The sequence below is a fragment of the Halothiobacillus neapolitanus c2 genome, from assembly GCF_000024765.1.
Taxonomy (GTDB): domain Bacteria; phylum Pseudomonadota; class Gammaproteobacteria; order Halothiobacillales; family Halothiobacillaceae; genus Halothiobacillus; species Halothiobacillus neapolitanus.
This window is the reverse complement of sequence record NC_013422.1, coordinates 35,641-58,755: the sequence shown is the minus strand read 5'-3', so window position 1 is coordinate 58,755 and position 23,115 is coordinate 35,641. Positions and strand designations below refer to the sequence as shown.

General features: G+C 56.9%; 21 protein-coding genes. 12 read left to right on the top strand and 9 right to left on the bottom strand.

Annotated features, from left to right (window positions below):
- Window positions 1-35: 35 nt before the first annotated feature.
- Window positions 36-893 carry an NAD(P)-dependent oxidoreductase gene (locus HNEAP_RS00250; protein ID WP_012822954.1) on the bottom strand — a complete coding sequence of 286 codons (858 nt, stop codon included), beginning with the start codon at window positions 891-893 and terminating at the stop codon, window positions 36-38.
- A 99-nt stretch (window positions 894-992) separates the two neighbouring features.
- On the opposite strand from HNEAP_RS00250, the gene dgt reads away from it, so the two are divergent.
- Both dgt and yfbR read left to right on the top strand, forming a co-directional pair.
- Window positions 993-2,423 (top strand): dGTP triphosphohydrolase, encoded by a 1,431-nt coding sequence (dgt, locus tag HNEAP_RS00245; RefSeq protein WP_012822953.1) that lies wholly within the window; start codon window positions 993-995, stop codon window positions 2,421-2,423.
- 28 nt (window positions 2,424-2,451) lie between these two features.
- A complete protein-coding gene (yfbR, locus tag HNEAP_RS00240; RefSeq protein WP_012822952.1) occupies window positions 2,452-3,069 on the top strand; it encodes a 5'-deoxynucleotidase in 618 nt (205 codons plus the stop codon).
- 13 nt (window positions 3,070-3,082) lie between these two features.
- On the opposite strand, the gene HNEAP_RS00235 is transcribed toward yfbR, so the two are convergent.
- The 3 genes from HNEAP_RS00235 to trxB all read right to left on the bottom strand — a co-directional run bounded on the left by HNEAP_RS00235 (window position 3,083) and on the right by trxB (window position 5,325).
- A complete protein-coding gene (locus HNEAP_RS00235; protein WP_012822951.1) occupies window positions 3,083-3,955 on the bottom strand; it encodes a hypothetical protein in 873 nt (290 codons plus the stop codon).
- Window positions 3,952-4,272, bottom strand: coding sequence for a hypothetical protein (locus HNEAP_RS00230; protein ID WP_012822950.1), 321 nt, complete (start codon window positions 4,270-4,272; stop codon window positions 3,952-3,954). Before HNEAP_RS00230 ends, HNEAP_RS00235 begins: the two co-directional genes overlap by 4 nt.
- 93 nt (window positions 4,273-4,365) lie before the next feature.
- A complete protein-coding gene (gene trxB / locus HNEAP_RS00225) occupies window positions 4,366-5,325 on the bottom strand; it encodes a thioredoxin-disulfide reductase (RefSeq protein WP_012822949.1) in 960 nt (319 codons plus the stop codon).
- A 125-nt stretch (window positions 5,326-5,450) separates the two neighbouring features.
- On the opposite strand from trxB, the gene hemH reads away from it, so the two are divergent.
- From hemH to HNEAP_RS00210, 3 genes are all read left to right on the top strand, one after another.
- Window positions 5,451-6,563 (top strand): ferrochelatase, encoded by a 1,113-nt coding sequence (gene hemH, locus HNEAP_RS00220; protein ID WP_012822948.1) that lies wholly within the window; start codon window positions 5,451-5,453, stop codon window positions 6,561-6,563.
- Window positions 6,560-7,348, top strand: coding sequence for a competence/damage-inducible protein A (locus HNEAP_RS00215; RefSeq protein WP_012822947.1), 789 nt, complete (start codon window positions 6,560-6,562; stop codon window positions 7,346-7,348). Before hemH ends, HNEAP_RS00215 begins: the two co-directional genes overlap by 4 nt.
- A gap of 211 nt (window positions 7,349-7,559) precedes the next feature.
- Window positions 7,560-8,351 carry a TIGR01458 family HAD-type hydrolase gene (locus tag HNEAP_RS00210; protein WP_012822946.1) on the top strand — a complete coding sequence of 264 codons (792 nt, stop codon included), beginning with the start codon at window positions 7,560-7,562 and terminating at the stop codon, window positions 8,349-8,351.
- 16 nt (window positions 8,352-8,367) lie between these two features.
- Here the strand turns inward: HNEAP_RS00210 and HNEAP_RS00205 are convergent, their stop codons facing one another.
- Window positions 8,368-10,602, bottom strand: a complete 2,235-nt coding sequence (locus tag HNEAP_RS00205; protein WP_012822945.1) for an alkaline phosphatase D family protein — start codon at window positions 10,600-10,602, stop codon at window positions 8,368-8,370.
- A gap of 608 nt (window positions 10,603-11,210) precedes the next feature.
- Here HNEAP_RS00205 and HNEAP_RS00200 point away from each other — a divergent pair.
- Both HNEAP_RS00200 and HNEAP_RS00195 read left to right on the top strand, forming a co-directional pair.
- On the top strand, window positions 11,211-12,665 hold the full coding sequence (locus HNEAP_RS00200) for a DegQ family serine endoprotease (protein ID WP_012822943.1): 1,455 nt from the start codon (window positions 11,211-11,213) through the stop codon (window positions 12,663-12,665).
- A gap of 374 nt (window positions 12,666-13,039) precedes the next feature.
- Entirely contained in the window at window positions 13,040-13,810 is a 771-nt protein-coding gene (locus HNEAP_RS00195) for an exodeoxyribonuclease III (protein WP_012822942.1), read from the top strand.
- Between the two features lie 9 nt (window positions 13,811-13,819).
- On the opposite strand, the gene HNEAP_RS00190 is transcribed toward HNEAP_RS00195, so the two are convergent.
- Window positions 13,820-14,569: a TerC family protein gene (locus HNEAP_RS00190; protein WP_012822941.1), complete on the bottom strand. Its 750-nt coding sequence runs from the start codon at window positions 14,567-14,569 to the stop codon at window positions 13,820-13,822.
- Window positions 14,570-14,801: 232 nt separating this feature from the next.
- Between HNEAP_RS00190 and HNEAP_RS00185 the strand changes: the two genes are divergently transcribed.
- The 5 genes from HNEAP_RS00185 (at window position 14,802) to HNEAP_RS00165 (ending at window position 19,184) form a co-directional block, all read left to right on the top strand.
- Window positions 14,802-15,272 carry an outer membrane lipoprotein gene (locus tag HNEAP_RS00185; protein WP_012822940.1) on the top strand — a complete coding sequence of 157 codons (471 nt, stop codon included), beginning with the start codon at window positions 14,802-14,804 and terminating at the stop codon, window positions 15,270-15,272.
- 87 nt (window positions 15,273-15,359) lie between these two features.
- Window positions 15,360-15,974, top strand: coding sequence for a DedA family protein (locus HNEAP_RS00180; RefSeq protein WP_012822939.1), 615 nt, complete (start codon window positions 15,360-15,362; stop codon window positions 15,972-15,974).
- Window positions 15,975-15,980: 6 nt separating this feature from the next.
- Window positions 15,981-16,610 (top strand): guanylate kinase, encoded by a 630-nt coding sequence (gene gmk / locus HNEAP_RS00175; RefSeq protein ID WP_012822938.1) that lies wholly within the window; start codon window positions 15,981-15,983, stop codon window positions 16,608-16,610.
- A gap of 50 nt (window positions 16,611-16,660) precedes the next feature.
- Window positions 16,661-16,984, top strand: coding sequence for a DNA-directed RNA polymerase subunit omega (gene rpoZ, locus HNEAP_RS13070; protein WP_012822937.1), 324 nt, complete (start codon window positions 16,661-16,663; stop codon window positions 16,982-16,984).
- Between the two features lie 94 nt (window positions 16,985-17,078).
- Window positions 17,079-19,184, top strand: a complete 2,106-nt coding sequence (locus HNEAP_RS00165) for a RelA/SpoT family protein (protein ID WP_041600475.1) — start codon at window positions 17,079-17,081, stop codon at window positions 19,182-19,184.
- Window positions 19,185-19,227: 43 nt separating this feature from the next.
- Here the strand turns inward: HNEAP_RS00165 and HNEAP_RS00160 are convergent, their stop codons facing one another.
- Genes HNEAP_RS00160 through HNEAP_RS00150 form a run of 3 tightly spaced genes read right to left on the bottom strand, consistent with a single transcriptional unit; the run spans window position 19,228 to window position 23,001 of the window.
- A complete protein-coding gene (locus HNEAP_RS00160) occupies window positions 19,228-20,265 on the bottom strand; it encodes an HDOD domain-containing protein (protein WP_012822935.1) in 1,038 nt (345 codons plus the stop codon).
- A gap of 28 nt (window positions 20,266-20,293) precedes the next feature.
- Window positions 20,294-20,602 carry a BolA family protein gene (locus HNEAP_RS00155; RefSeq protein ID WP_012822934.1) on the bottom strand — a complete coding sequence of 103 codons (309 nt, stop codon included), beginning with the start codon at window positions 20,600-20,602 and terminating at the stop codon, window positions 20,294-20,296.
- 32 nt (window positions 20,603-20,634) lie between these two features.
- Window positions 20,635-23,001 (bottom strand): putative bifunctional diguanylate cyclase/phosphodiesterase, encoded by a 2,367-nt coding sequence (locus HNEAP_RS00150; protein WP_012822933.1) that lies wholly within the window; start codon window positions 22,999-23,001, stop codon window positions 20,635-20,637.
- Between the last annotated feature and the right edge of the window lie 114 nt (window positions 23,002-23,115).

The following is a 23,115-nucleotide window of genomic DNA, read 5'->3' as shown; positions in this document are numbered from 1 at the left end:
TAAAGTCACGGCCTTTGAAGCCACGGAACTCAAAGTCACGGCGTTATGTTTGGCACGATCTGGCCGAACAGGGCGCTGTAGTCTTCATCGGCATGGCCTGCGGTCACGCCATCGGCCAATATCCGCGCAAGACCATCGAGCATCCGCGCGTCGATCTGCTGCGCTCCGGCCACCTCGGTGAACAGACGAATATCCTTGAGCAGGTGCTTGAGCGGGAAATTCGCGGCGGCAAAATCGCGGGTTCTCATTCGATCCAGTTTTTTGTCGAAAGTCGGCGCGTACAAGGCACTGTCCCGCAGGGTGTTCATGAAGGTGTCGACATCCACGCCCTCGCGCTCGACCAACCCCAGACTCATGGAGAAGGCTGCGGTCAACGAACCGATCAGCTGATTCATCGCCAGCTTGACGGCCGCCCCTTGGCCAATGCCACCGAAATGCGTGGGCTTGCCGAGCGCCTTGAGCACGGGATCGGCCACGGCCACATCGGCCGGATCGCCACCAACCAGAATTTGCAACGTGCCGGTCTCGGCCTGAGGCGTGGAACCCAGAACGGGGGACTCCAGATAATGACCGCCAAGCTGCTTGATGGATTCGGCCAGCGCGCGGGATTGTTCGGGGCCGATGGTCGCGCCATTGATGATGAGCTTGTTCTTGAACAAGTCCCAAGGGTTTTCCGCCAGCAACACCGATTCGCAGGCGGCAAAATCGGCTAGCATGACCCACACGATATCGGACGGCTCCACAGCCGCGGCGACCGACTCGCTCATCGTCACCCCGGTCGGCGGCGCAGAGAGCGCACTGCGGTTGTATCCGCGTACCGTCATGCCCGCCTTGACCAGCCGTTCGGCGATCGCGCGCCCCATCAACCCCAGACCCAATACGGCAATATTCATGACAATCCACCCGTTGAAATACAATACGAGTCACGATGATGCCTGAAAACATCGGGCCAAAAAAATCACCATGAATAATCCATACAGAAGGAATCGGATGTGAAGCGCACAGAATCAAACTGGCCCCGGTGGCTGAATGCCGCGCGCAGACGCCCCAGCCAGACCAGTCCCGCCCTGTTTCACACCGAAACCCGTGCCGAAATCGAACGCGACTATGACCGCGTGCTGTTTTCCACACCGGTGCGGCGCATGGCGGACAAGACGCAGGTCTTCCCGCTGGATCATTCCGATAGCGTCCGCACGCGGCTGACACACTCGCACGAGGTCGCCAACCTCGCCCGTTCGGTGGGGCTGGATCTGGTGTTCAACCGCAATCTGGCTGCGGGTTTGCCACAGGCTCTGCGCGATGTGCCCGCGCTGCTTGCCACCATCGGGCTGGCGCATGATTTGGGGAACCCGCCCTTCGGTCATCAGGGCGAGGAAGCCATCGGTCGCTGGTTCGCCCGACATGAAGCAACGGTACTTAACCCGCAAACGGGCTTGAGCGAAGCCATGCGACAGGACTTTTTGCGCTTTGAAGGCAATGCGCAAACCCTGCGCCTGCTCACCAAACTGCAACTGATCAACGATGATTACGGCCTGAATCTCACCGTGGCGACGTTGGCCGCACTGATCAAATATCCCGTCGGCAGCGATGACATAGACAAAAAATTCGTGGTGCGCAAAAAGCACGGTTTTTTTCAATCGGAACAGGCATTGGTTGCCGAGGTTCAAGCACAATGCGGCTTGGATGCCGGTCAGCGCCACCCGCTGACCTGGATTCTCGAAGCCTGCGACGACATTGCCTATTCGGTGCTGGACGCCGAGGACGCAGTGAAAAAAGGCCTGCTCTCGTTTTCCGACATCATCGCCTTTTTGCGCCATGCCGCCGATGGCGACCCGGTGGTGACTCGTGTCTGCGATGCGGCGCAGGAGGAGCATCGACGCTATCGCCAGACTGATCTCTCGCCCGCGGAGCTGAACGATATTTCCATGCAGACGTTCCGCATCCGCGCCATCGGTGCGCTCATGCAGGCCGTTGCCGATACGTTTCTGACCCAGTTGCCCGCCATGAGTGCGGGCACATTCAATCAGGAACTGATCGCCGCTTCACCGGCCCGCGCGCTGCTCTCCACGCTCAAGGCCTGCAACTGGCAACATGCCTACCGCCACAAGACGGTGTTGAAAGTCGAGCTGACCGGGTTTGAGGTCATCCACGGCCTGATGGATGCCTTCTGGTATGCGATCACTGACCGGGTTGATCCGCTCGATCCCGCCAGCGCGCGACGCACACCGTTGGCGAGTTATCTCTACCAGTTGATTTCAGAAAATTACCGCCGCGTATTTGAAGCGCCGAGCAACCCCATGCCACTACGCTACCGCGAGGCCCAACTGCTGACCGATATGGTTTCCGGCATGACCGATAGTTTTGCAGTACGCTCCTGGCAGCAAATTCAGGAGGCCGGGTTCAGACCAAACGTTCCTTACTGAAATCCACCGTCCACTCATCAGGAGTCTGATGTTGAGCAAATCAACCACACCCGAACAAAGCCATTTTTTTGCCTATCTCGCCCGCATGAAGTACATCACCCGTTGGGGGTTGATGCGCAACACGCGCACCGAAAATATTCAGGAACATAGCCTGCAAGTGGCAATGATCGCGCACGCGCTCGCCGTGATCGGCAACGAACTGTACGGCGAAACCAACGACATCGGCCGCATCGTGACCGTGGCGCTCTACCATGATGCTTCCGAAATCATCACGGGCGACCTGCCCACGCCGGTCAAATACTTTCGGCAGGATATTCTCGACTCGTACAAGGCGCTCGAAGCCCATGCCGAGCGCAAGCTCACCGGCCTGCTGCCCGAACGTTTGCGCTCGGCCTTCGCGTCCACCATCGAAAGTGCACAGATTGAGCCGGAAGTTACACGGGTCGTCAAAGCAGCCGATTCGATGTCGGCTTACCTCAAATGCCTGGAAGAAGGTTTTGCCGGCAACCAGGAGTTCAAGAAGGCCGAAAGCTACCTGCTGGCCAAGCTTGTAGAGATGCAGGAAACCATGCCCGCAGTTGCTTACTTTAGAACCCATTTCGTCGAAGGGTTTGCCCTGACGCTGGATGATTTAAGTCACGAATAATGGGGAGAAAAGCTCAGAAATCGGTGCGGCGGCGACGTGCCTGATTGAACGCCATAGCGCCACGCAAGTAGTGAATGGCCGCCGCAACAATCAAGCCACCCATCGACAGCAGAAACAGGCTCGCCTGCACATAGCCGAGCATCGCGATTGCCGCGCCGATCAGCCCTGTGTGCTGGCCCAGAACCCGCGCCACCCGGGTTTCGGCGACACCCAGCGCCGACAAGGCGCCCAACTCCAGAGCCAGCACCGCCACCACGATCATCAGCGCGCTCGCATAGGCCGGAAACAGGACCGACAGACCGCTCAGCACCACGGCGAGCGCCAGAACGGCCAGCCCGACTCGTTTCTGATTACGTCCTGGGCTGGACTGCGGCAGGTAATCGTTCAACCGCAGCCAGAGCATGAGCCCTGCGGCGAACGTCCAGACCCCGATGAACTCGCTGGATACCGAAACCAGCCGGATATCCCAGGTAAAGGCATCGCGATCCATGTCGAACCAACCCGTCAGCCCCAGCAGGGCGACGGACAAACCGGTCCCGATGGTAATCAGTGACAGGCCGCTCAGAATGCCCTCTCTTAACGTGCGTTGCGGCGAAGAACCCCGCGCGTCCCGATAACGCGAAGACCGGTAACGAGAGGACAAGGGTGCCGCGACGATACCCAGCAACACCATCACAATGGCCAGCGGGACATTGCTGCCGTCGGACGTCCACAGCACCGATAACAGCATCAACAACAACGCAGCGGACAGCAACCCAATGGCAGGTTTGTGCCACGTGGTATTTCCGCTTCGTTCGCCCTTTTCGCTATTGAGTCCGTACAACGCCGCCAGAATGAGCGCCAGCGCGAACCAACCGACCAGATCGATCTGCAGGCCGACGCTCATGTCGATGTGTCCTCACGGTGATCCGAATCCGGCACCGATCCGCGGGCCTGACGTGTCGAGCTGATTTCCCGCCACAGCAAAGAAAACGCAGTGGTGGCGGCTTGCGCGGAGAAAAAAACAGCGAGCGACGTGAGGATCAAGTCGGGTACCGATACGGCATTGACCAGCGCACTGGCCGCAGCCACTACGATGAACCCAGACAAAGTCGCTGCCATCAACAGGCCTCGGCCACGTCGCCGTGCATCGCCGCGCAGAAAGCCGCTCAACCCCAATGCTACTGCGAGTAACACCGTATAGGCTGCGATCACCGGGTCCATGTTGTCTCCTGGCAGCGCGGCAAAGCGCCACTGATCAATCGTTATGCCTTACTTTTAATCCAGGCTTTTATTTCCGGACTTTATTCCAAGCCTTTATTCCAGACCTTCGAGGTAGGTTTTTGCATCCAGCGCCGCCATGCAGCCGGTACCTGCCGAGGTGATCGCCTGACGGTATACGTGGTCCATGACATCGCCCGCGGCAAAAACGCCCGGCACCGACGTAGCCGTTGCATTGCCCTGTGTGCCGCTTTTGACTTGAATGTAGCCGCCGGCCAAATCAAGCTCGCCTTCGAAAATCCCGGTGTTCGGCGCATGTCCGATGGCAATGAACACGCCGGTGAGCGCAATATCGGTTGTCTTTTCGGTTTGCACCTGCTTGATCCGCAAACCGGTCACGCCGGTGTTGTCGCCCAATATTTCGTCGATCGCACTGTGCCAGTGGATCTCAACCTTGCCTTCATCGACTTTTTTCATCAAACGGTCGATCAGGATGTTTTCAGCCTTGAACTTGTCGCGACGATGGATCACGTGCACTTTGGATGCAACATTGGCCAGATAAAGTGCTTCCTCGACCGCCGTGTTGCCGCCGCCAACAACGGCAATTTCTTGGTTTTTATAGAAAAACCCGTCACAGGTCGCGCAGGCTGAAACGCCCTTGCCCTTGAACTTGGATTCGGACTCCAGCCCCAGATACTTCGCGCTGGCACCGGTAGCGACGATTAGTGCATCGCAGGTGTAGGTGCCAGAATCGCCCTTGAGCGTGAAGGGCCGCTGCTTGAGATTGGTGCTCTGGATGTGATCGAAGATGATTTCGGTATCAAATTTTTCGGCATGTGCCTTCATGCGATCCATCAACGCCGGGCCGGTCAGATCACCCGGATCGCCCGGCCAGTTTTCGACTTCGGTCGTCGTCGTGAGCTGCCCGCCCATTTCCATACCGGTGATCAACACGGGATTCAAATTGGCGCGTGCGGCGTAAACCGCCGCTGCATAGCCGGCCGGGCCCGATCCCAAAATCAACAAACGGGCATGGCGGGTATTGGTTTCAGACATGATCGACTCCTCATCATCACAAAAGGCGCAAATGCGCTTAAAACTTGCCTACAATCATACGTTGCAAAATCAAAGGCCGCCACGCACTGCGCGGCCAATTCATAAACATAGTTAAGGACAGTGGCATGACATATCAAGGTGAACCCCATTACGCCCACGGTAGCGCCGAGCGGATGGGCGTGCTGTTACTCAACCTCGGCACGCCGGATGAGCCCACCACCCCTGCGCTGCGTCGCTATCTCAAGCAATTCTTATCCGATCCGCGCGTCATCGAGTTGCCCAAACTACTTTGGTGGCCGATTCTGAACCTGATCATCCTGAACACACGCCCTAAAAAGTCAGCCGCCGCTTACCGGGAAGTGTGGGATCACTACGAGGACGGATCGCCTTTACTCACCATTTCCCGACAGCAACAACGCGGCTTGCAGGAACGCTTATCGCAACAGATGGCCGGGCCGGTTTCGGTTGCTTTAGGCATGCGCTACGGCAATCCCTCCGTCGCCACTGCCCTGGCCGAGCTGCGCGATGCCGGCGCCCGCCGTATTCTTGTTCTGCCGATGTACCCTCAGTACGCCGCCGCCACGACCGCCTCCACCTTCGATGCCGTTTTCGATGAAATGAAAACCTGGCGCTGGGTGCCCGAGTTACGTTTTATCACGCACTATCATCGCGAACCGGCCTACCTCGATGCGCTGGCCGCCAGTGTCCGTGAGCATTTCGCCGAACACGGTCAGCCACAAAAGTTGGTCATGAGCTTTCATGGCGTACCCAAACGTTATCTTCTGGCGGGCGACCCCTATCACTGCGAATGCCATGTGACCGGACGCCTGTTGGCTGACCGACTTGGTTTAAGCGCCGATCAATACATGGTCACTTTTCAGTCTCGTTTTGGCCGTGAGGAATGGCTCAAACCTTACACCGACGAAACCTTAAAAGGATTACCCGCCAAAGGCATCAAACACATTGCCGTGGTGTGCCCCGGCTTTTCTGCCGATTGTCTGGAAACCATCGAGGAAATCGGTCAGGAAAACCGCGAATATTTTGAAGAAGCCGGCGGCGAGACTTATCACTACATTCCCGCATTGAATGCGCGAGACGACCATCTCGATGCCCTCACGCATTTGATTCGCCGCCACACGCAAGGCTGGATCGAACACAGCGGATATGACGCCCAGGCCGACGCACAGGAACGTGATCGGGTACGCGCCAACGCCCTCGCGATGGGCGCCGAACGATGAGTGTTGCGTCCGGCAAGCCCATTGCAATTGGCGTGCTGATCATTGGTGACGAAATCCTATCCGGACGACGCAAAGACACACATCTAGCCGCCGTCATCGAGCGACTGGCACCGCGCGGACGTCAACCCGATTGGGCGCAAATGATCGGCGACGATGCCGACCACATCGAGCGCACCCTGCGCGAAAGCCAACAGGCGGGCAGTATCGTCTTCTGCTTTGGCGGTATCGGCGCAACGCCGGACGATCTCACCCGGGCCAGTGCCGCCCGCGCATTCGAACGGCCCCTCACACGTCATCCAGAAGCCGAGCGCCGCATCATTGCCCAATTCGGTGAAGCAGCCTTCCCGCATCGGGTGCACATGGCCGATTTCCCGGAACAGGTCGATTTAATCCCGAATCCAATCAATAACGTGGCCGGTTTTTATCTGGAAAACCATTTTTTCATGCCCGGCTTTCCGCAAATGGCCCACCCGATGCTCGACTGGATTCTGGCCAATCCGCTGGCTTCACTCGGTACGCTGGATTATCGCGAACAGTCGATCTGGACCATCGGCGCATCGGAAAATGATCTTCTACCCACCATGACCGGGCTCTGCGCCGAATTCCCCGATCTCAAATTTTTCAGCCTGCCGATCGGACAGGGCGAACGACGCCTGATCGAACTCGGTTTCAAGGGTGCCTCCGCGAGAGTTGCGCAAGCCATAAAAGCATTGCAGAATCAACTTGATGCACTGGACGTGACCCACCAGTCCGAGCGGCCACCAACCGAGCCAACTCAGACCTGAGCCACGCCCGCCTTGGTGCACAAAGCCGCATCACGCCTTCGGTTTTTTCCGTGGTGGGCACCTCGAAATACCCGTGATTCGTCGTTCCCGCGAAAGTGGGAACCCAGAAAAATCAAGGCGCTGGATTCCCGCCTACGCGGGAATGACGGGTTTTTCGAGCTTTTCTGATGTTTGAAACCACTCAAGCGCCTGTTTACGGGAGGAAAGCCCCATGCAGACCACAACGCAAGCGGTTATTTTCGATATCGGCGGCGTACTGCTCGATGGCAATACGCCGATGCCCGGCGCAGTCGACGCACTCGCCCGCCTACGCGAGGCCAGCATTCCTTTTCTGCTTTTGACCAACACCACGCGTCGCAGTCATGCGGATTTGCTCGCCGCCCTGCATGAGGCCGGGCTGGACGTGTCGGCGCAGCAATTGCTCACGCCCGCACGTGCCGCAGCTGCCTGGCTGCAATCCTACCAGACGCATGGCGTACTGCTGATTCATCCCGGATTACTGCCGGATTTTGCTGGGGTCGATACCACGCTGATTGGGGCGAAAAGCGAAGCCACCGGGCCCCGAGCCGTCATCGTCGGCGATGCGGGTGAAGGCTTTACCTACACCACACTCAACGCCGCCTTTCGGGAGCTCATGGCCGGAGCCACGCTGATCTCGCTGTCCGACAGTCGCTATTTTCGTGAAGCTGACAGCCTGTCACTCGATGCCGGGCCCTTCGTTCGGTTACTAGAGAACGCGGCAGGCGTCACGTCCAATGCCATGGGTAAACCCGGTGCGTCTTTCTTCCAGCAAGCGATTGCCGCACTCGGCTTTTCAGCAGAAAACATCACCCTGATCGGTGACGATGTGCACAGCGATATCCAGGGCGCAGATGCCGTCGGTTTGCAGACCATCCTCGTGCAAACCGGCAAGTATCAGGACGGAGATGAAGATCTGGCTCCAGAAAACACCCTGATCGCCAAGGACGTTCTGGCGAGCGTGTATTTGCTAAATCAGCGCTGAATGAGCCCTGAACGCGTCAGCTTGCGCTTGTCACCTTGCCCGTTTGCGGATCAAGCGTAAAACGTTGGCGGCTGAACGCCTTGATCAAGGCGGACGAATCGCCCGTTAAATTCTGGCTGACGGCGCTTTGATCGATCAGCAGATAATCGACTTGCGTTTGTGAACCATCCACGCGGAAGACCATAATCCCGTGGTGGGTTGTATCTGCAAATACAATCGGCTCATCGGCAGGCGCAGAGGCTTGCAGGGTTTGATCGAGCCCCAGCACCAAGGCTTGATTAGCCGCCGCTTTTTGCGCTGAATCCAGCCCAGGCAAGCCGGAAATGGCCGATTCCACGAAATTGTTAAACGTACCCGAGCTGATGGCCGGGCCGGTAAAATCCGCCACCGGCATTGCCATAGAGCTGGTTTGATGTTGCGTGACGAAGCTGGCGTGAATATCGCCGGAGGCCAAAAACGCGCCCGGTCGATTCGCCAAGGTTTCCAAGAAAGCCTGCTTGCCTTGCGGAAATCCATCCCACTGATCCACATTGGGCTTGAACACCGTTTGGTAATCGGCAGGCAAGTTGGTGGCCGAGCGCAAATCCCAGCGCAAGGGCGCGGTTGAGACGGTGCTGATCACGTTGATAAAGGTGGCATCGGATGCCAGGGCATTCGCCAAAAACTGGCGTTGTGTTGCGCCCAGCGGGTCTTGTTCGTATTGCCCGGTGGCCTGCATGTATTGGGCATACAAATCAAAGGTCGGCTGCACCACGGCATAGCGCGCGCCGAGCTCAGAGAAGAACGACTGCTTGCCGATGTGCAGGAAGGCGATACCGCGCGGCAAGGCATCGTAGGTAGTCGAATCGATGGCTGGCAGGGCACTCGCCCCCGGAATTTGTCCTGCTGCTACGGCGGCATTGAATTGGCCAATGAGCTGATTGAATACAAAGGCGGAAACAAGGCCGGTGAGATCGTCGGTGGCCTTGGTTTGCGCATCGCCTGTGAACCCAGCCTGAAGGTATCCTTGCGCCAACACCGGAATCAAGGCCGTCAGATAGCTGTTCCAAGGCGCGGTGGTGGTATCGACATAGGGGCCAAAGTTTGCTTTAACAGCATCGTAAGCGGTTTGCCCCAAGATGCTCACCAGCACCGGCTCGCTCATCACCACCTTGCCGGGAAAGCCGCCTTCGGGGATGAGGTGATCGGGGCGATAGCTGCGGTAATCGAGCAGCACGGCTTCTAAGTTCTGGCCAAAGCGCAGGCGGCGATACAGCACGTTATTCGGCCAAAGCGTAGCCGGATCTTTGTTGAGCGCGCCGCTGGCGATAGCGGGGTCATCCAACGGCATAAACTCGTAATACACCTGTTCGGCGCGGTCACGCCGAGGCGGGTTGTATTCATCTTCGCGGCCATTGAAATAGGTGGCGGTCGCACCCCAGCAATCGTCGGAGTATTCGTGGTCGTCCCAGATGCCGATCATTGGGTAACGCTCATGCACTTGCTGCAAGATCGGGTCGCTGCGATACGCCTTATACAGATCGCGGTAATTCGACACGCTGGAGGCCGCGTAATAAGGCGCGGTCGCATCGCCTAATTGAATGGCGCCTGCCGTATCGGTAAAGGTGATGCTGCGCGCACTGCCCACCGTTTGAAACGAGGGGTCGCCCGTGGTCTCGTAGATGTAATCGCCGATTTGCAGAATAAAATCCAGATCCGGCTCGGTTTGCAGTAAATAAGCCCACACGTTGTAATAACGACCAATGTAATCCTGACAGGAAGTGACGGCGTAACTGACGGGCACGTTCGCGGTGGCGTCGGGCGCGGTTTTGGTTCGCCCAGTGCGCGAGCTGGCCCAGGCCTGGTTGCCGGTGGAGAACAGAAAACGATAGTAATACGTCGTTCCGGGCTTAAGACCGGCCACTTTCAAGCGCAGACAATGATCGTGCGCGGCGGCCACGGGCACGGCGGATTCATCGACGATCAGATTGGAAAAATCCTCTTGCGTGCTGACTTGAACACGCAATTGCCCATCGGTTTGCGGACCGAGCGTACCCAAACGGGTCCAGAGAATGACCGAGTTTGCGGCTGGATCGCCCGATGCTACTGATTGCGGGAAATAGCGGGTGTCCGTCGAGATGTTTTCTGCCCCACCGTCCCCGCCGCCACAAGCCGCCAACGCGCCTGCCGAGGCTGTCAGTACAATCAGCTTGAGAAACTGACGACGACTATTGGAATGAGCCAGAGCGAGTGATGGCGAGGTTGCGTTCATTTTTGCACTTCCTGATTGATGGCAATGAGACGTTCTAGGCAGAGGGGACGCACGCGGCATGGAGGCTTTTTCGCGTCTTACCTTTGCGCTGGCTGCCAAGAGTGAACACGAACATTAACGACTGCGTATGAAGTTTTTATGATCTAAGGAACCTCTGATTGAATCCCTCGTGAGCCGAGTTGCTGATCCAAAAGCCGCAAAACGAGGCAGAGGCCGAAGGTCGTAGTTGCGCTACGATGCCAAGGCCGATAACGAAGTGTTGCGTCTTTTGGGCATCAACCCGCATGGGACGGGCTTTTGAGGGCGATTTTACGCGTAGCTGGCGTAAGCCCGCTGTGTTGCGCCGCTCACGAATGGAATAACCATTAACGCGAAGCTGGCGCAAGCCCGTTTCGCGCCGCGCCTTGCGACTCATCCCTCAAAAGCCTGTCTCGGCCACGAAGGATTCAATCAGAGGTTCCCTAAGCAAACATAACGAAGTGCTGAACTATTCTTCGGGTTTGGTATCAGAAACATCATGCAACCGGTTTCAGCGCCATTTTATCGGCTCGGGTCAAGTCGGTTGCGATCCCAGAATCTTTCGTTGTTTTAATCAGCAGAGGTAACGTATGCGAACCCAGATTCTTGTTGAAGCCATTCGTGCAGGCTTGCCGCGCCGTGGACGGCTTTTGATGGCCGCCGCTCTGATTGCCACACCGTTGATGGCGATGACACCGGCGATCAGTTTTGCCGACAACGGCGTCCCCGATTATGTGCAGTTGGTAAAACAGGCCAGCCCGTGGGTGGTCAATATCAGCAGCGTGAGCAATCCCAAAACCCAAGAAGCTTTTAACAACGGCGAAATGCCAACCTTTCCGCCAGGACCTGCGGGCGATATGTTCCGGCATTTTTTCCAAGAACAAATGCCGCAAATGAAGCGTGAACCGATTCGCTCTCTGGGTTCGGGTTTTATTATTTCCGCCGATGGCTACATTCTTACCAACGCGCATGTAGTCAACGGCGCGGACAAAATCACGGTGCGATTGCCCGATCAGCAAACCTACAAGGCCAAAGTGATCGGCAAAGACAAACGCACCGACATCGCGTTGCTGAAAATCGATGCGAAAAATCTGCCTGTTGCCCCCATTGGCAACTCGGATAATATCCAAGTGGGCGAATGGGTTCTTGCCATTGGCGAGCCTTTCGGGCTCGATCACACCGCAACGCACGGCATCGTGTCTGCCCTGGGCCGCGATTTGCCCGATGAGAGCTACGTGCCCTTCATTCAAACCGATGCGCCCGTCAATCCGGGCAACTCGGGCGGTCCATTGATCAATGCTAACGGCAAAGTCATCGGCATCAATTCGCAGATTTATACGAAATCTGGCGGGTTTATGGGGATCTCGTTTGCGATTCCGATCAATGTTGCCATGAACGTGGTCGATCAGATCAAGTCTACCGGTCATGTGACGCGAGGCTATTTGGGCGTGTTGATCCAGCCGGTCACCTACGATTTGGCGCAATCGTTCGGTCTGGATACCACCAAAGGCGCACTGGTGGCTAAGGTGGAGCCCAACACACCGGCGGCCAAAGCAGGTCTAAAATCGGGCGATATCATTCTCAAGTTTAACGGCAGCGAGATCAAACACTCCGGCGAATTGCCCATCATGGTTGGCATGTCGCCGATTGGCAAACCGGCCACCCTCACCTTGATGCGCGATGGCAAGCAGATGGAGCTTAATGTCACCATCGAAAAGCTCGACAAGAAAGCACTCGAAGCTGAATCGGGCACCAGTGAAGCCATTGAAAAAATGGGTCTTCAGGTCACCGAACTCTCCCCAGACGAACTGCAGCAGCTGAACATCAAATACGGCATAAAAGTGAAAAGCGTCAAAAATGACTCGCAATTCGCATCGGTTATTGCCCCCGGCGACATCCTGCTGGAAGTCAATCGGATGCCGATGAAGTCTGCGACCGATCTGAAAAAAGCGCTCGACAGTGCGCCGAAGGACCGACCGATTGCCATCCGGCTGTTGCGGGATGGTCAACCGTTATTCATGGCGGTTCAACTCGGTACTCAGTAAGTCGACACAACCCGCCTCTGAATTCGCACAGAGGCAGTGCGGCACGGTCCTGTGCCGCCATTTCCCAATGCTGGACCACATGCGTTCACCATCGGAAAATGGCTCCAAAATCACCCAATCAGTGTTTGCCCAGACGCGAGGCGGAACTGTCCGGGCACTTGTCAGGGCAAGACTAATTCCACGATATGAATTGATGATCAGTTTTTTTGAATAACCGGGTTAACTTTAAGCTTGGCGCACTATCTTAAGAACTGGCTCCTCAAGGATGAACCATTGCCCCGAATGATACGGGGCTTTTTTTTGCCCGCTTTCCGACAGGCTCCGAGGTCACGCTGCTAAACTCCACCGCAGTTCATACACGAAGCGGAGCTTTCATGCGGGTCATTTCATTCAACGCCAATGGCATTCGTTCTGCGGCACGCAAGGGATTTTTCGACTGGTTGAGCGAACAAAACGCTGATTTTGTCTGCATCCAGGAAACCAAGGCACAAGCCGACCAACTGACTGACCCTGAGTTTTGCCCTGCGGGCTACACCTGCCAGTACGTTTCTGCCGAGAAGAAGGGATATAGCGGGGTCGCCATTTATGCCCGCCGTTCGCCCGACGCCATCATCACTCAACTGGGCTTGCCCGAATTCGATGCCGAGGGCCGCTATTGTGCCTTCGAATACCCCGATCTGATGGTGGCCTCGCTCTATTTGCCCTCAGGGTCGGCAGGCGATCATCGCCAGGAATCGAAAGACCGCTTCCTCGCCGCCTATCTGCCGATTCTGGAAAGCTATCTTCAAAAACAGCACAAACCGCTGATTCTCTGCGGCGACTGGAATATCGCGCACAAAGAAATTGATTTGAAAAACTGGAAAAGTAACCAGAAGAACTCCGGCTTTTTGCCACATGAGCGAGCGTGGCTGGATGAATTATTCGACCGACTGGGCTTTGTAGACGCGCATCGCCTCGTCGCCCCCGGCGAGGCCGTGTACACCTGGTGGTCGAACCGCGCCAATGCCTGGGAAAATAACGTGGGCTGGCGCATTGACTACCAGATCATCACGCCCGATCTCGCCGACCGGGTCGAGCGGGCCACGGTGTATCGCGACATGAAGTTTTCCGATCATGCTCCGCTGATCATCGACTACCGGAGTTGATCCCCGCACCTATTCCAGCACTTTGGAAGTCAGTTGCTCACGCTTTTTGCGCATGCGGATGTTGAGCGACTCAACCACCAGAGAGAACGCCATCGCGGTATAAATATAGCCTTTAGGCACGTGCTGGCCGAACGATTCGGCGATCAGGAAAACACCGACCAGAATCAGGAAGGCCAGTGCCAGCATTTTAATCGTGGGATGTCGCTCAACGAATTCGCTGATAGGTTTGGCCGCGATCATCATGACCAGTACGGCAACAATAATCGCCGCCACCATGATCTCGATATGCTTGACCAGACCGATGGCCGTGATGACCGAGTCGAGCGAAAACACGATGTCGATTAAAGCAATTTGGGTCACAACCGCCCAGATACTGACTTTTTTCAGCATCGCGCCGGTCGAGTTCGTTTCGATATGGCCGCCCGTCTCCATGGTGTCGTGCATTTCGGTCACCGCCTTGTAGACGAGGAACAGCCCGCCGACGAGCAAGATCAGATCTCGACCCGAGAAGGCCAGTTCGCCAATATGGAGGAACGGCTCGGTCAGCCCCATCAGCCACACCAACGAGAATAGCAGACCAATTCGCGTCACCATCGCCAGCGCCAAGCCAAATAAACGACCCGCCGCCCGCTGATGTTCGGGGAGTTTGGACACCAGAATCGCAATCACGATGATGTTATCGATACCCAGCACGATCTCGAGCGCGGTCAGGGTAGCGAAGGCAATCCAGGTTTCTGGGGCAAGCAGCAGTTCAATCATTGCTTCAAACTCGTAGTTAGGCTCAGTAATTTTTATCGCACAAGACGTGCAATTTATCACCTCTGCGCCATTTTCAGAACTACGGATCAATCAAAATCACATCAGTAATTGCCTCGATGGGGTTTTGCGCCACCCTTATCAAAGATTAACTCAGGGTTTGAGCAAACATTCGGTTAAAATTTTGGTCAGAGGTTCCTTAAGTCACATCATGATCCAAACAGAGGAGATCACCATGCGCGCGCAATCCATAATCAAATGGTCGGTGCCGATCATCATGTTGGCCGCCCTGACCGGTTGCGTTACCCCGATGTCTGGCGACGTGTACAGCCGTAACAACGCCATGCAAATGCAATCCGTTCAGTACGGCACGATTGAAAGCTTGCGCGGCGTGCGTATCGCCGGGACGCAAACACCGATCGGTGCCATTGGCGGTGCCGTAGTTGGTGGCCTGCTTGGCAGTGGCGTGGGCGGCGGTCTGGGGCGTGACCTCGCGACGGTAGGCGGCGCCATCGGTGGGGGAGTTGCCGGTTCCGCCATCGAAGAAGGCGTCACACAACAAAATGGGGTCGAGATTGTTGTTCGCCTGGATAATGGCCGCACGGTATCGATCGTCCAGTCTGTAGGCGGGCAGATATTCTCCCTCGGGCAGCGCGTCCAGGTCATTACCGCCCCCAATGGCACGAGCCGCGTGACGGCTGGCTGAGCCTTTGCGGCTGCAAAGTCATCTCACACCCGGCGAAAAAGATATGTTTCATTTGCCCCATGATTTATCACTCATCGAGTACGCATTTTGTTTGGAATAGATATCGCCGCGCTGCTGGCACAATACGGTCTGTTGGTGCTGGCAATTGGCTGCCTGCTTGAGGGAGAAACCGTACTCGTTCTGGCTGGACTGGCCGCGCATCAAGGCATGTTGCCCTTGCCTCAGGTTTTCGTCATTGCGGTCGTGTTCGGCTGGCTTGGCGACCAGATTTTCTTCTGGCTGGGGCGCTGGAAAGGCGATGCCATTTTGCTGCGCTTCCCGAGTTGGGCGAAGCAAAAACCAAGGCTGGATCGATGGATTCACAAGTACCACGCCCCCGTCGTCGTCATGGTGCGGTTCATGTATGGTTTGCGTGCGGCGGGGCCTGTACTCATCGGGCACAGCGGATTATGCCCTTGGAAATTCGCCTTCTACAATGCCATTGGCGCGCTCATCTGGGCGACGATTTTCATCGCGCTGGGCTGGGTGTTTGGTCAGGCAGCGGAACGGATACTCGAGCAAATCAACCACTGGGGTCACTATGTATTCTATGTCGGCGCCGTTGTCATTCTGGTGATCGGCTTCGTCTTCTGGATCGTAAACCGTCGGCGGGCAGCGCGCGCGGTCGAGCGAGCCGCGTTAAGCGAACAAGAGAGAGATTAGAAAGCGATGTCGCAAGGTCAGTTATTTGTCATTTCCGCCCCATCCGGCGCGGGAAAAACCAGTCTCATCAAGGCCCTGCGTGAGCAGATGCCCGATCTCGGCCTGTCGATATCGCACACCACGCGCCCCATGCGCCCCGGTGAAGTGGATGGCCAGCACTACCACTTCGTCAGTAAGCCGACATTCGAGTCGATGATTGCCGAAGGCGCTTTCGTGGAACATGCGCTGGTTTTCGGCAACCACTACGGGACATCCAAGGCCGCCGTCAGCGCCGTGCTCGACAAAGGTCAGGATCTGATCCTAGAAATCGACTGGCAAGGCGCCGAACAGGTACGCCCACTTTTTTCGGGGGCGCAGAGCATCTTCATTCTCCCTCCGAGCCGTGAAGCGCTTCGGGAACGCCTCTTCGGACGCGGGCAAGATGATGCCGATGTCATCGCCCGGCGGCTGGCCGAGGCCGAGCGGGAAATGCAGGCTTACCCGAACTACGACTTCCTCATCATCAACGATGATTTTTCACAGGCGCTCAATCAGTTACGCTGCCTGTTCGAGAGCGCACGCCTGCGCACACCGCGTCAGGCCGAAAAGGAACGTGTTCGCTTGGAAAATTTGCTGAACACCCCTAAAAAAACGTAAACTACCCAGCTCAATTCAATTCACCGATCTATTTTCTGGGAAAAATCATCATGGCGCGTGTCACCGTAGAAGATTGTCTTGTAAAGATTCCGAACCGCTTCGAGCTGGTTCTGATGGCAGCCCGCCGTGCGCGACAGATCGAACAAGGTGCCGAGCCACTGGTACCGATGGGTAAAGAAAAGCCGGTCGTGATCGCCTTGCGCGAAATTGGCGAAGGCAAGATCGACCAGGCTCGCATCGACGAAATTCAGGAGCACATGGTTGTGCTGCGTTCACAAATTTCAGAAGCCGAAATTCGCGCCGAACTCGCGCAATTCGCCGACGAGGACGAAGGTAGCGTGCGGCGCCCGGCCACCACCAGCGACGAGGGTTAACTTGCCCGAGGCTTCCGTACCACAACCGCAACCGGAAAAACTGGTTCTGGTTGCTGAAGCGGCAGAGGCAGAAATTTATTTCGCGCCGCTGGCTATGACCTTGGCAACGTATATCGATCCGGAAGGCATCGCGCATGTGCGTGATGCCTTTATTTTTGGCGCGAACTCGCATGTCGGACAAGCCCGTCAAAGTGGCGAGCCGTATATCAGTCACCCGGTCGCGGTTGCCGAAATCCTAGCTGGTTTGCACATGGACGAAGCCACCTTGACGGCCGCCATCCTTCACGACGTGATCGAAGACACCGCCGTCGCCCGCGAGGAGATTGTCGCTCGCTTTGGCGAGGAGGTCGCGCGGCTGGTCGATGGTGTATCCAAACTGACCCAGATCCGCTTCAAGTCCAAGGCCGAAGCCCAGGCCGCCAACTTCCGCAAGATGATGATGGCGATGGTTGAGGATGTGCGCGTCATTCTCATCAAACTGGCCGATCGCCTGCACAACATGCGAACACTGGGCGTGATGCGCCCGGACAAACGTCGGCGCATCGCTCGGGAAACGCTGGACATTTACACGCCCATCGCCAGCCGTCTTGGCCTGAATTCGCTGCGACACGAATTGGAGGACATGGGTTTTAGCGCCCTGTACCCCACCCGTTATCGCGTCATCAGTGAGGCCGTGCGCAAGGCGAGAGGCAACCGCAAAGAAATCGTTGCAGGTATCGAGGAGCGCTTCATCCACCGCTTCGGCGAAGAAGGTCTGCGGGTACAGATTGATGCCCGCGAAAAGCGCCCGTACTCGATCTACCGCAAGATGATGCAGAAACACCTCACGTTCAAGGAAGTGTTTGATGTCTTCGCCGTCCGCATCGTTGCCAACAGCGTGGATGACTGTTACCGCGCCCTCGGCATCGTTCACAATCTCTACAAGCCACTCCCAGGCCGCTTCAAGGACTACATCGCGATTCCCAAGGCCAATGGTTACCAGTCACTGCACACCATCCTGTTCGGCCCCCACGGCATCCCGCTGGAAGTCCAGATTCGCACCAACGAAATGCACCAGTTCGCCGAAAGCGGTATCGCGGCGCATTGGCTCTACAAATCCAGTCACGATCAAGGCACGGTTACTCAAGCGCGCGCACGCGAATGGCTGCGCGATCTGCTGGAAATCCAGCAAAAAGCGGGCAATCCGCAGGAGTTCCTTGAGTCGGTCAAGGTCGATCTGTTTCCGGACGAAGTTTATGTCTTCACGCCCATGGGCGAGATCATCGAGTTGCCGCGCCGTGCCACCGTCGTCGATTTTGCGTATGCCATCCACACCGATGTCGGCAATCATTGCGTCGCCTGCAAGATCGATCGCCGGTTCGCCCCGCTCTCTACACCGCTGGAGAACGGCCAGACAATCGAGATCATCACAGCAGAGGGTGCCGAACCCAATCCGAACTGGCTGTCGTTTGTCGTCACCGCCCGGGCGCGAGCGAATATCCGCAACTACCTCAAGAATTTGCAGGATTCGGAGGCCATCAAGCTGGGGCATCGTTTACTTGCCAAGTCCCTGAACGCCGAATCGATCGATTTCAACGACATCAAGACCGATCGACTCAAACGCTTATTGGCGGAATATCATCACGATGGGTTGTCTGATCTGCTTCGTGAAATCGGCCTCGGCAACCGCATGGCGCCACTGGTAGCACGTCTGCTCATGGCGGACGAAAACACGGATGAAGGCGCAGAATCGCATGGCGCAATGACGAGCCTCAACGCGACTCAGACCCCCATCATCAGCGGAACCGAAGGGCTCGTGGTCGACTTTGCCAAGTGTTGCCATCCGATTCCTGGCGATGCCGTAGTTGGTTTTTTAAGCACAGGTCGCGGGATAGTCGTCCATCGACATGATTGCGGCAATGCGGCCGATGTCGGGGTGCATCCGGAGCGCTGGTTGGCGGTCAACTGGGCCGATCCGGCCTTGGGTGATTATCAAGCCTTGATTGTCATCCACGCCAAGAATGTCCGGGGCGGGTTGGCGCGGATCGCGAGTGCCGCAGCCGAAACCGGCGCCGATATCGACGACGTTCGATTCGATGACCGTGACGTCAATCTGACCATCATCACCGTGACCCTTCGGGTAGCCGATCGGGTGCATCTGGCGCGCGTGATGCGCCGAATCAAACAGGTGCCGGATGTAGTGAAGGTGCTTCGCCCCTAACGGGAAGGAGTGGTCAGATCTAACTCGCGCTATGCCCGATTAGCTAATCGGCGCTGACGTTTGCGGTAACGCACAAGTCATACCATCCTCTTGCGTAATCCGGCAGTTGTCGGCACAAATGCAGGAACTGGGCCTGATCCAGCGTCCCGCGCCGATTAAGCGCGCAAGCTACTGAGAAATAACGCGCTTGCGAACGAAGATGCTCGAGTTCTGCGGGCGCTGAGCGAATCAGCCGGATCGTGTTTTCAGACAACGCCCAAGCCTCGGCGATTCGGGCCGAATAGGCGGGTATCAGCGCGCGGAAACGGGCCACATAGGCGGCGCTGGTATTTGCCCCCGTCAATGGTTTTTGACGCAGCAACGCGATCAGTCCCGTGTGTTCGATCAAGACGGACAGATACAGGTCGAATGCCTCGTCGGAAGACAATAAAGGCCTCTGATGATCAGATCTCGTTTTCAATCCCAACCGAAGTGCATTGGCTGCACGCAGGCTGATTGGCCAGACATCATGCACCAGCAATGGGTTGGCGCCCTCTATGCGTCCCAACTGCCCAATCGGGCTGAACATGGCCGCCGATACGACTTCACGCATGCCCGAAAAACCAAGCAGCATCACCGCTTGTTCCAGAGACTCGATATTTTCCCGACGCACGCGCATGGCCGGACTGTTGATGAGCCGTAAAACCATAGACGAGATCACAGGATCGGATTCGATCAGACCGGTCAAGGTGCGGATGGGGGTATCCGGGTTGTTCAACGCTGTCATGAGCTTGGGCAACACACTGGGCAGGCGGGGCACCAGATGCGTCAGTTGCGTGGGTGTCCGTTTGAGATCCTCAATTCGGGCACTCAGCCATGCGGTTTCATCTGGTCGCAATGCATCGGTGTAGCCGCGCGGATGCTCGGGCGCATTCAAAAGTTTCTGGAAAAAAACGAGTGATGCCTGTTCCGCATCTGGGATGATAATGTCCGAAATCGGCTCCGGCTTGCCTGCGGCCAGTCCATTCTCTCGCAGACGGGGTAGGTGCGCGGGCGGTGCCGTAGGTTTGGTTGCCCATAGTTGCCGAATCCACTGCCACATGGCCAAGTCCTTTGATTGACCGGCGCAGCTAGTGGTTCTGTCCCGCGCACGCGGGAGACGGGGCCGCTGACGCGCCTTTGGCCTGCCATTCGGCTGGGGTGAACGTATGCAGGGACAAGGCGTGCATCCCGCCTTCGCGCTCGGCTTGCAATAACGTCTGAACGCGTCGATGCCTTGCCAGCAGTGCTTCCCCCTCGAACAAGGCACTGACGATCACCAGACGGAAATGTGTTTCTTCCCGATTGCCTGCGTGCAGGTGCGACTCGTTGTCTATTTCAAGATAGACGGGCGCCATTTGATCTTCGATCAGTTTTTTTATGCGTTCGGAGCGAGACATGTTGAAACCATTGGATTAATCAAGTTGATCAATCATAACAATCCGACGCCCAACATGGGGGAAATTTCTTCGGGCTTGCCGGGCCGACCAACAAGGTATCCCTGAAAGGAATCGCACCCAAGGGAATCGAGCAGGTCGCGTTCCGCAACGGTTTCCACGCCTTCTGCAACCACTTCGAGCCCCAAGGCATGGCCCATGGCCACGATCGCCTTGACGATCACCAGATCCTTCGGGTCAACGAGAATATCGCGCACAAAGCTTTGATCGATCTTGAGCCGGTTGAATTCGAACTGCGTCAGGTAGCTCAAGGAAGAGTAGCCTGTGCCGAAGTCATCCAATGCCAGTTGAACACCCAGCTTTTTCAGTTCGATGAGCGTGCTCGCTGCCTTGGCGGGGTCGTTGACGAGTGCAGTCTCCGTCAACTCCAGCTCCAGCAGGGATGGATTGATTCCGGATTTTTTGAGCGCCGCCTGGACCCGCCCGATGAAGCAAGGCGAATGCAGCTGGATGCTCGATACGTTCACCGCCACGGTAATCCGTTCGCCGATATATTCCCGCCAGCGGGCGATTTGTTGGCAGGCTTCATCGAGCACCCAGCCGCCCACGTCGATAATCAACCCTGATTTTTCAAGCAAAGGGATGAATTGATCCGGGCCGGCTGCCAGTTCCGGCGAGGGTGCCTGCCAACGAAGCAAGGCCTCAACCCCGGTGATGGCGAGGCTGCTTGCATTTTGCTGTACCTGATAGACGAGGAAGAAGCGCTCATCTCCCTGACTCTGGCGCAATGCAGTCAGCAACGCCGATTGCCGATTCTGATGTTCCATGATTTCCGGAGAGAACACCGCATGACCATTACGACCCTGTTCCTTGGCGGCATACATCGCCGAATCGGCTTGATGCAGCAATTCCCCGATGGATCGACCGTGCTCCGGCCAGATCACAATCCCTGTGCTCGCCGAGGTGAAGAGGGTCAAGTGCTCGATCTGGAACGGACGCGCAGTCAGTGACTTTACCTGCTCACCCAGCGCACTCAGTGATTCTGGCTTGTTGTCCGTTTCCACCAGAATGGCGAACTCATCGCCGCCCATTCTGGCAATAAGCAACGGACTGGCGACACATTCGTTTTGCAATCGGCGCGCCATTTCTTGCAATAGCTGATCGCCACGTTCATGGCCATAGCTGTCGTTGATCGAACGGAAGTAATCCAGGTCGAACACCAGCAAAGCCAGGTGTTTCGAGCCATCGTCGCTCAACATGTCGATCCAGCGCTGCGCCTCGACCTGAAAGAATCGGCGGTTGAGCAGCCCGGTCAACTCATCCTGACTGGCCAGTATCTGGAACTGCTCCTGCGTGGTGTGCAGCTCCGTCACGTCGCGGCCAACCACGATGATGGCGCGGGGTTTGCCCTTATCATCGAAGACGGGTTGCTTGATCACATCGACGATCAAGCTGTGCCCGTCCTCGCAGGGAATAGTCTCCAGGTGCCTGATTTGCTGGCCTTGGTTCCAGGCAGCCTTGTCTGTTTCATGACAAAACTGCAGCGCGCCCCGGACGGTGGGCGAGGCCAGATCGACCAGCTCCCGGTCGGTTTTGCCGAGCCAGACGACATGCGCCAGTCCAAGACTGTGGACAATGGACAAATTGGCGAACAACCAGCGGCCTTCGGGGTCTTTGATCACGATCAGATCGTGGGTCGCCTCAACCAACAACTCGATCAGCTGGCCATAATCACCCTCCGCCTTGCCCAGGGACTTGGGCGTGGTCAATTCATAGAGCTCCAGAAAGTCTTTGACACTCGAAGCGGGAGACGGCGCAGCGATCAACAGCCGCTGGAAGTGTCGCAGGCGGCCATGATCATCGACCGACACCTGGTCCTCGATCACGCCTTCGGCACACTGGGCTGGCACGCCCCGACTGAGTTGATCGAGCAATGAAGGGTTGTTAAACGTCTGTGCCGCCCTGTTGCGGTACACGACCGCCTGATTCGCATCGCGGCCGATCACACAATCCGGGAGGCTGTCGAGCCACCCGATGGCATCGTCGGGTAGGCGCGGGTAAAGCGAAACATGCAGCAAACGCCGCCCACCGATGTTCGTAAGGTTTGCATCATCAAGGGGAGAGTGGGAACCATCGAGCCGGTCGGCGCTTAACCAGCGTGCTTGCCAAATCCAGTCACGGATATTTTCCATGGGGCCGATTTGGCCCATGTGCTGGTGCCATGCATCGCTCTGCGGCAAGGTTTCCAGAATTTGATCGATAGGCGCAATGGCGTCCAGCGACGTAATCGCCTGCGTCGCCGTGAGCGCACCCTGCCCGTTCACATCCACCCACAACCATGCCTCGGCATAATCGCATGGACGTTGCGGCAAAGAGGTGAGGCCAACTCGATCTTCGTTCATGGTCGCTCGACGTCGCAGTGCAGCGGGAGGGGAAACAACATGCTCAAAATCCTTTTACCGAATCACTCGGGTCTCATACTTCATCAGCACGACAGCATATCTAAATCCTGACCG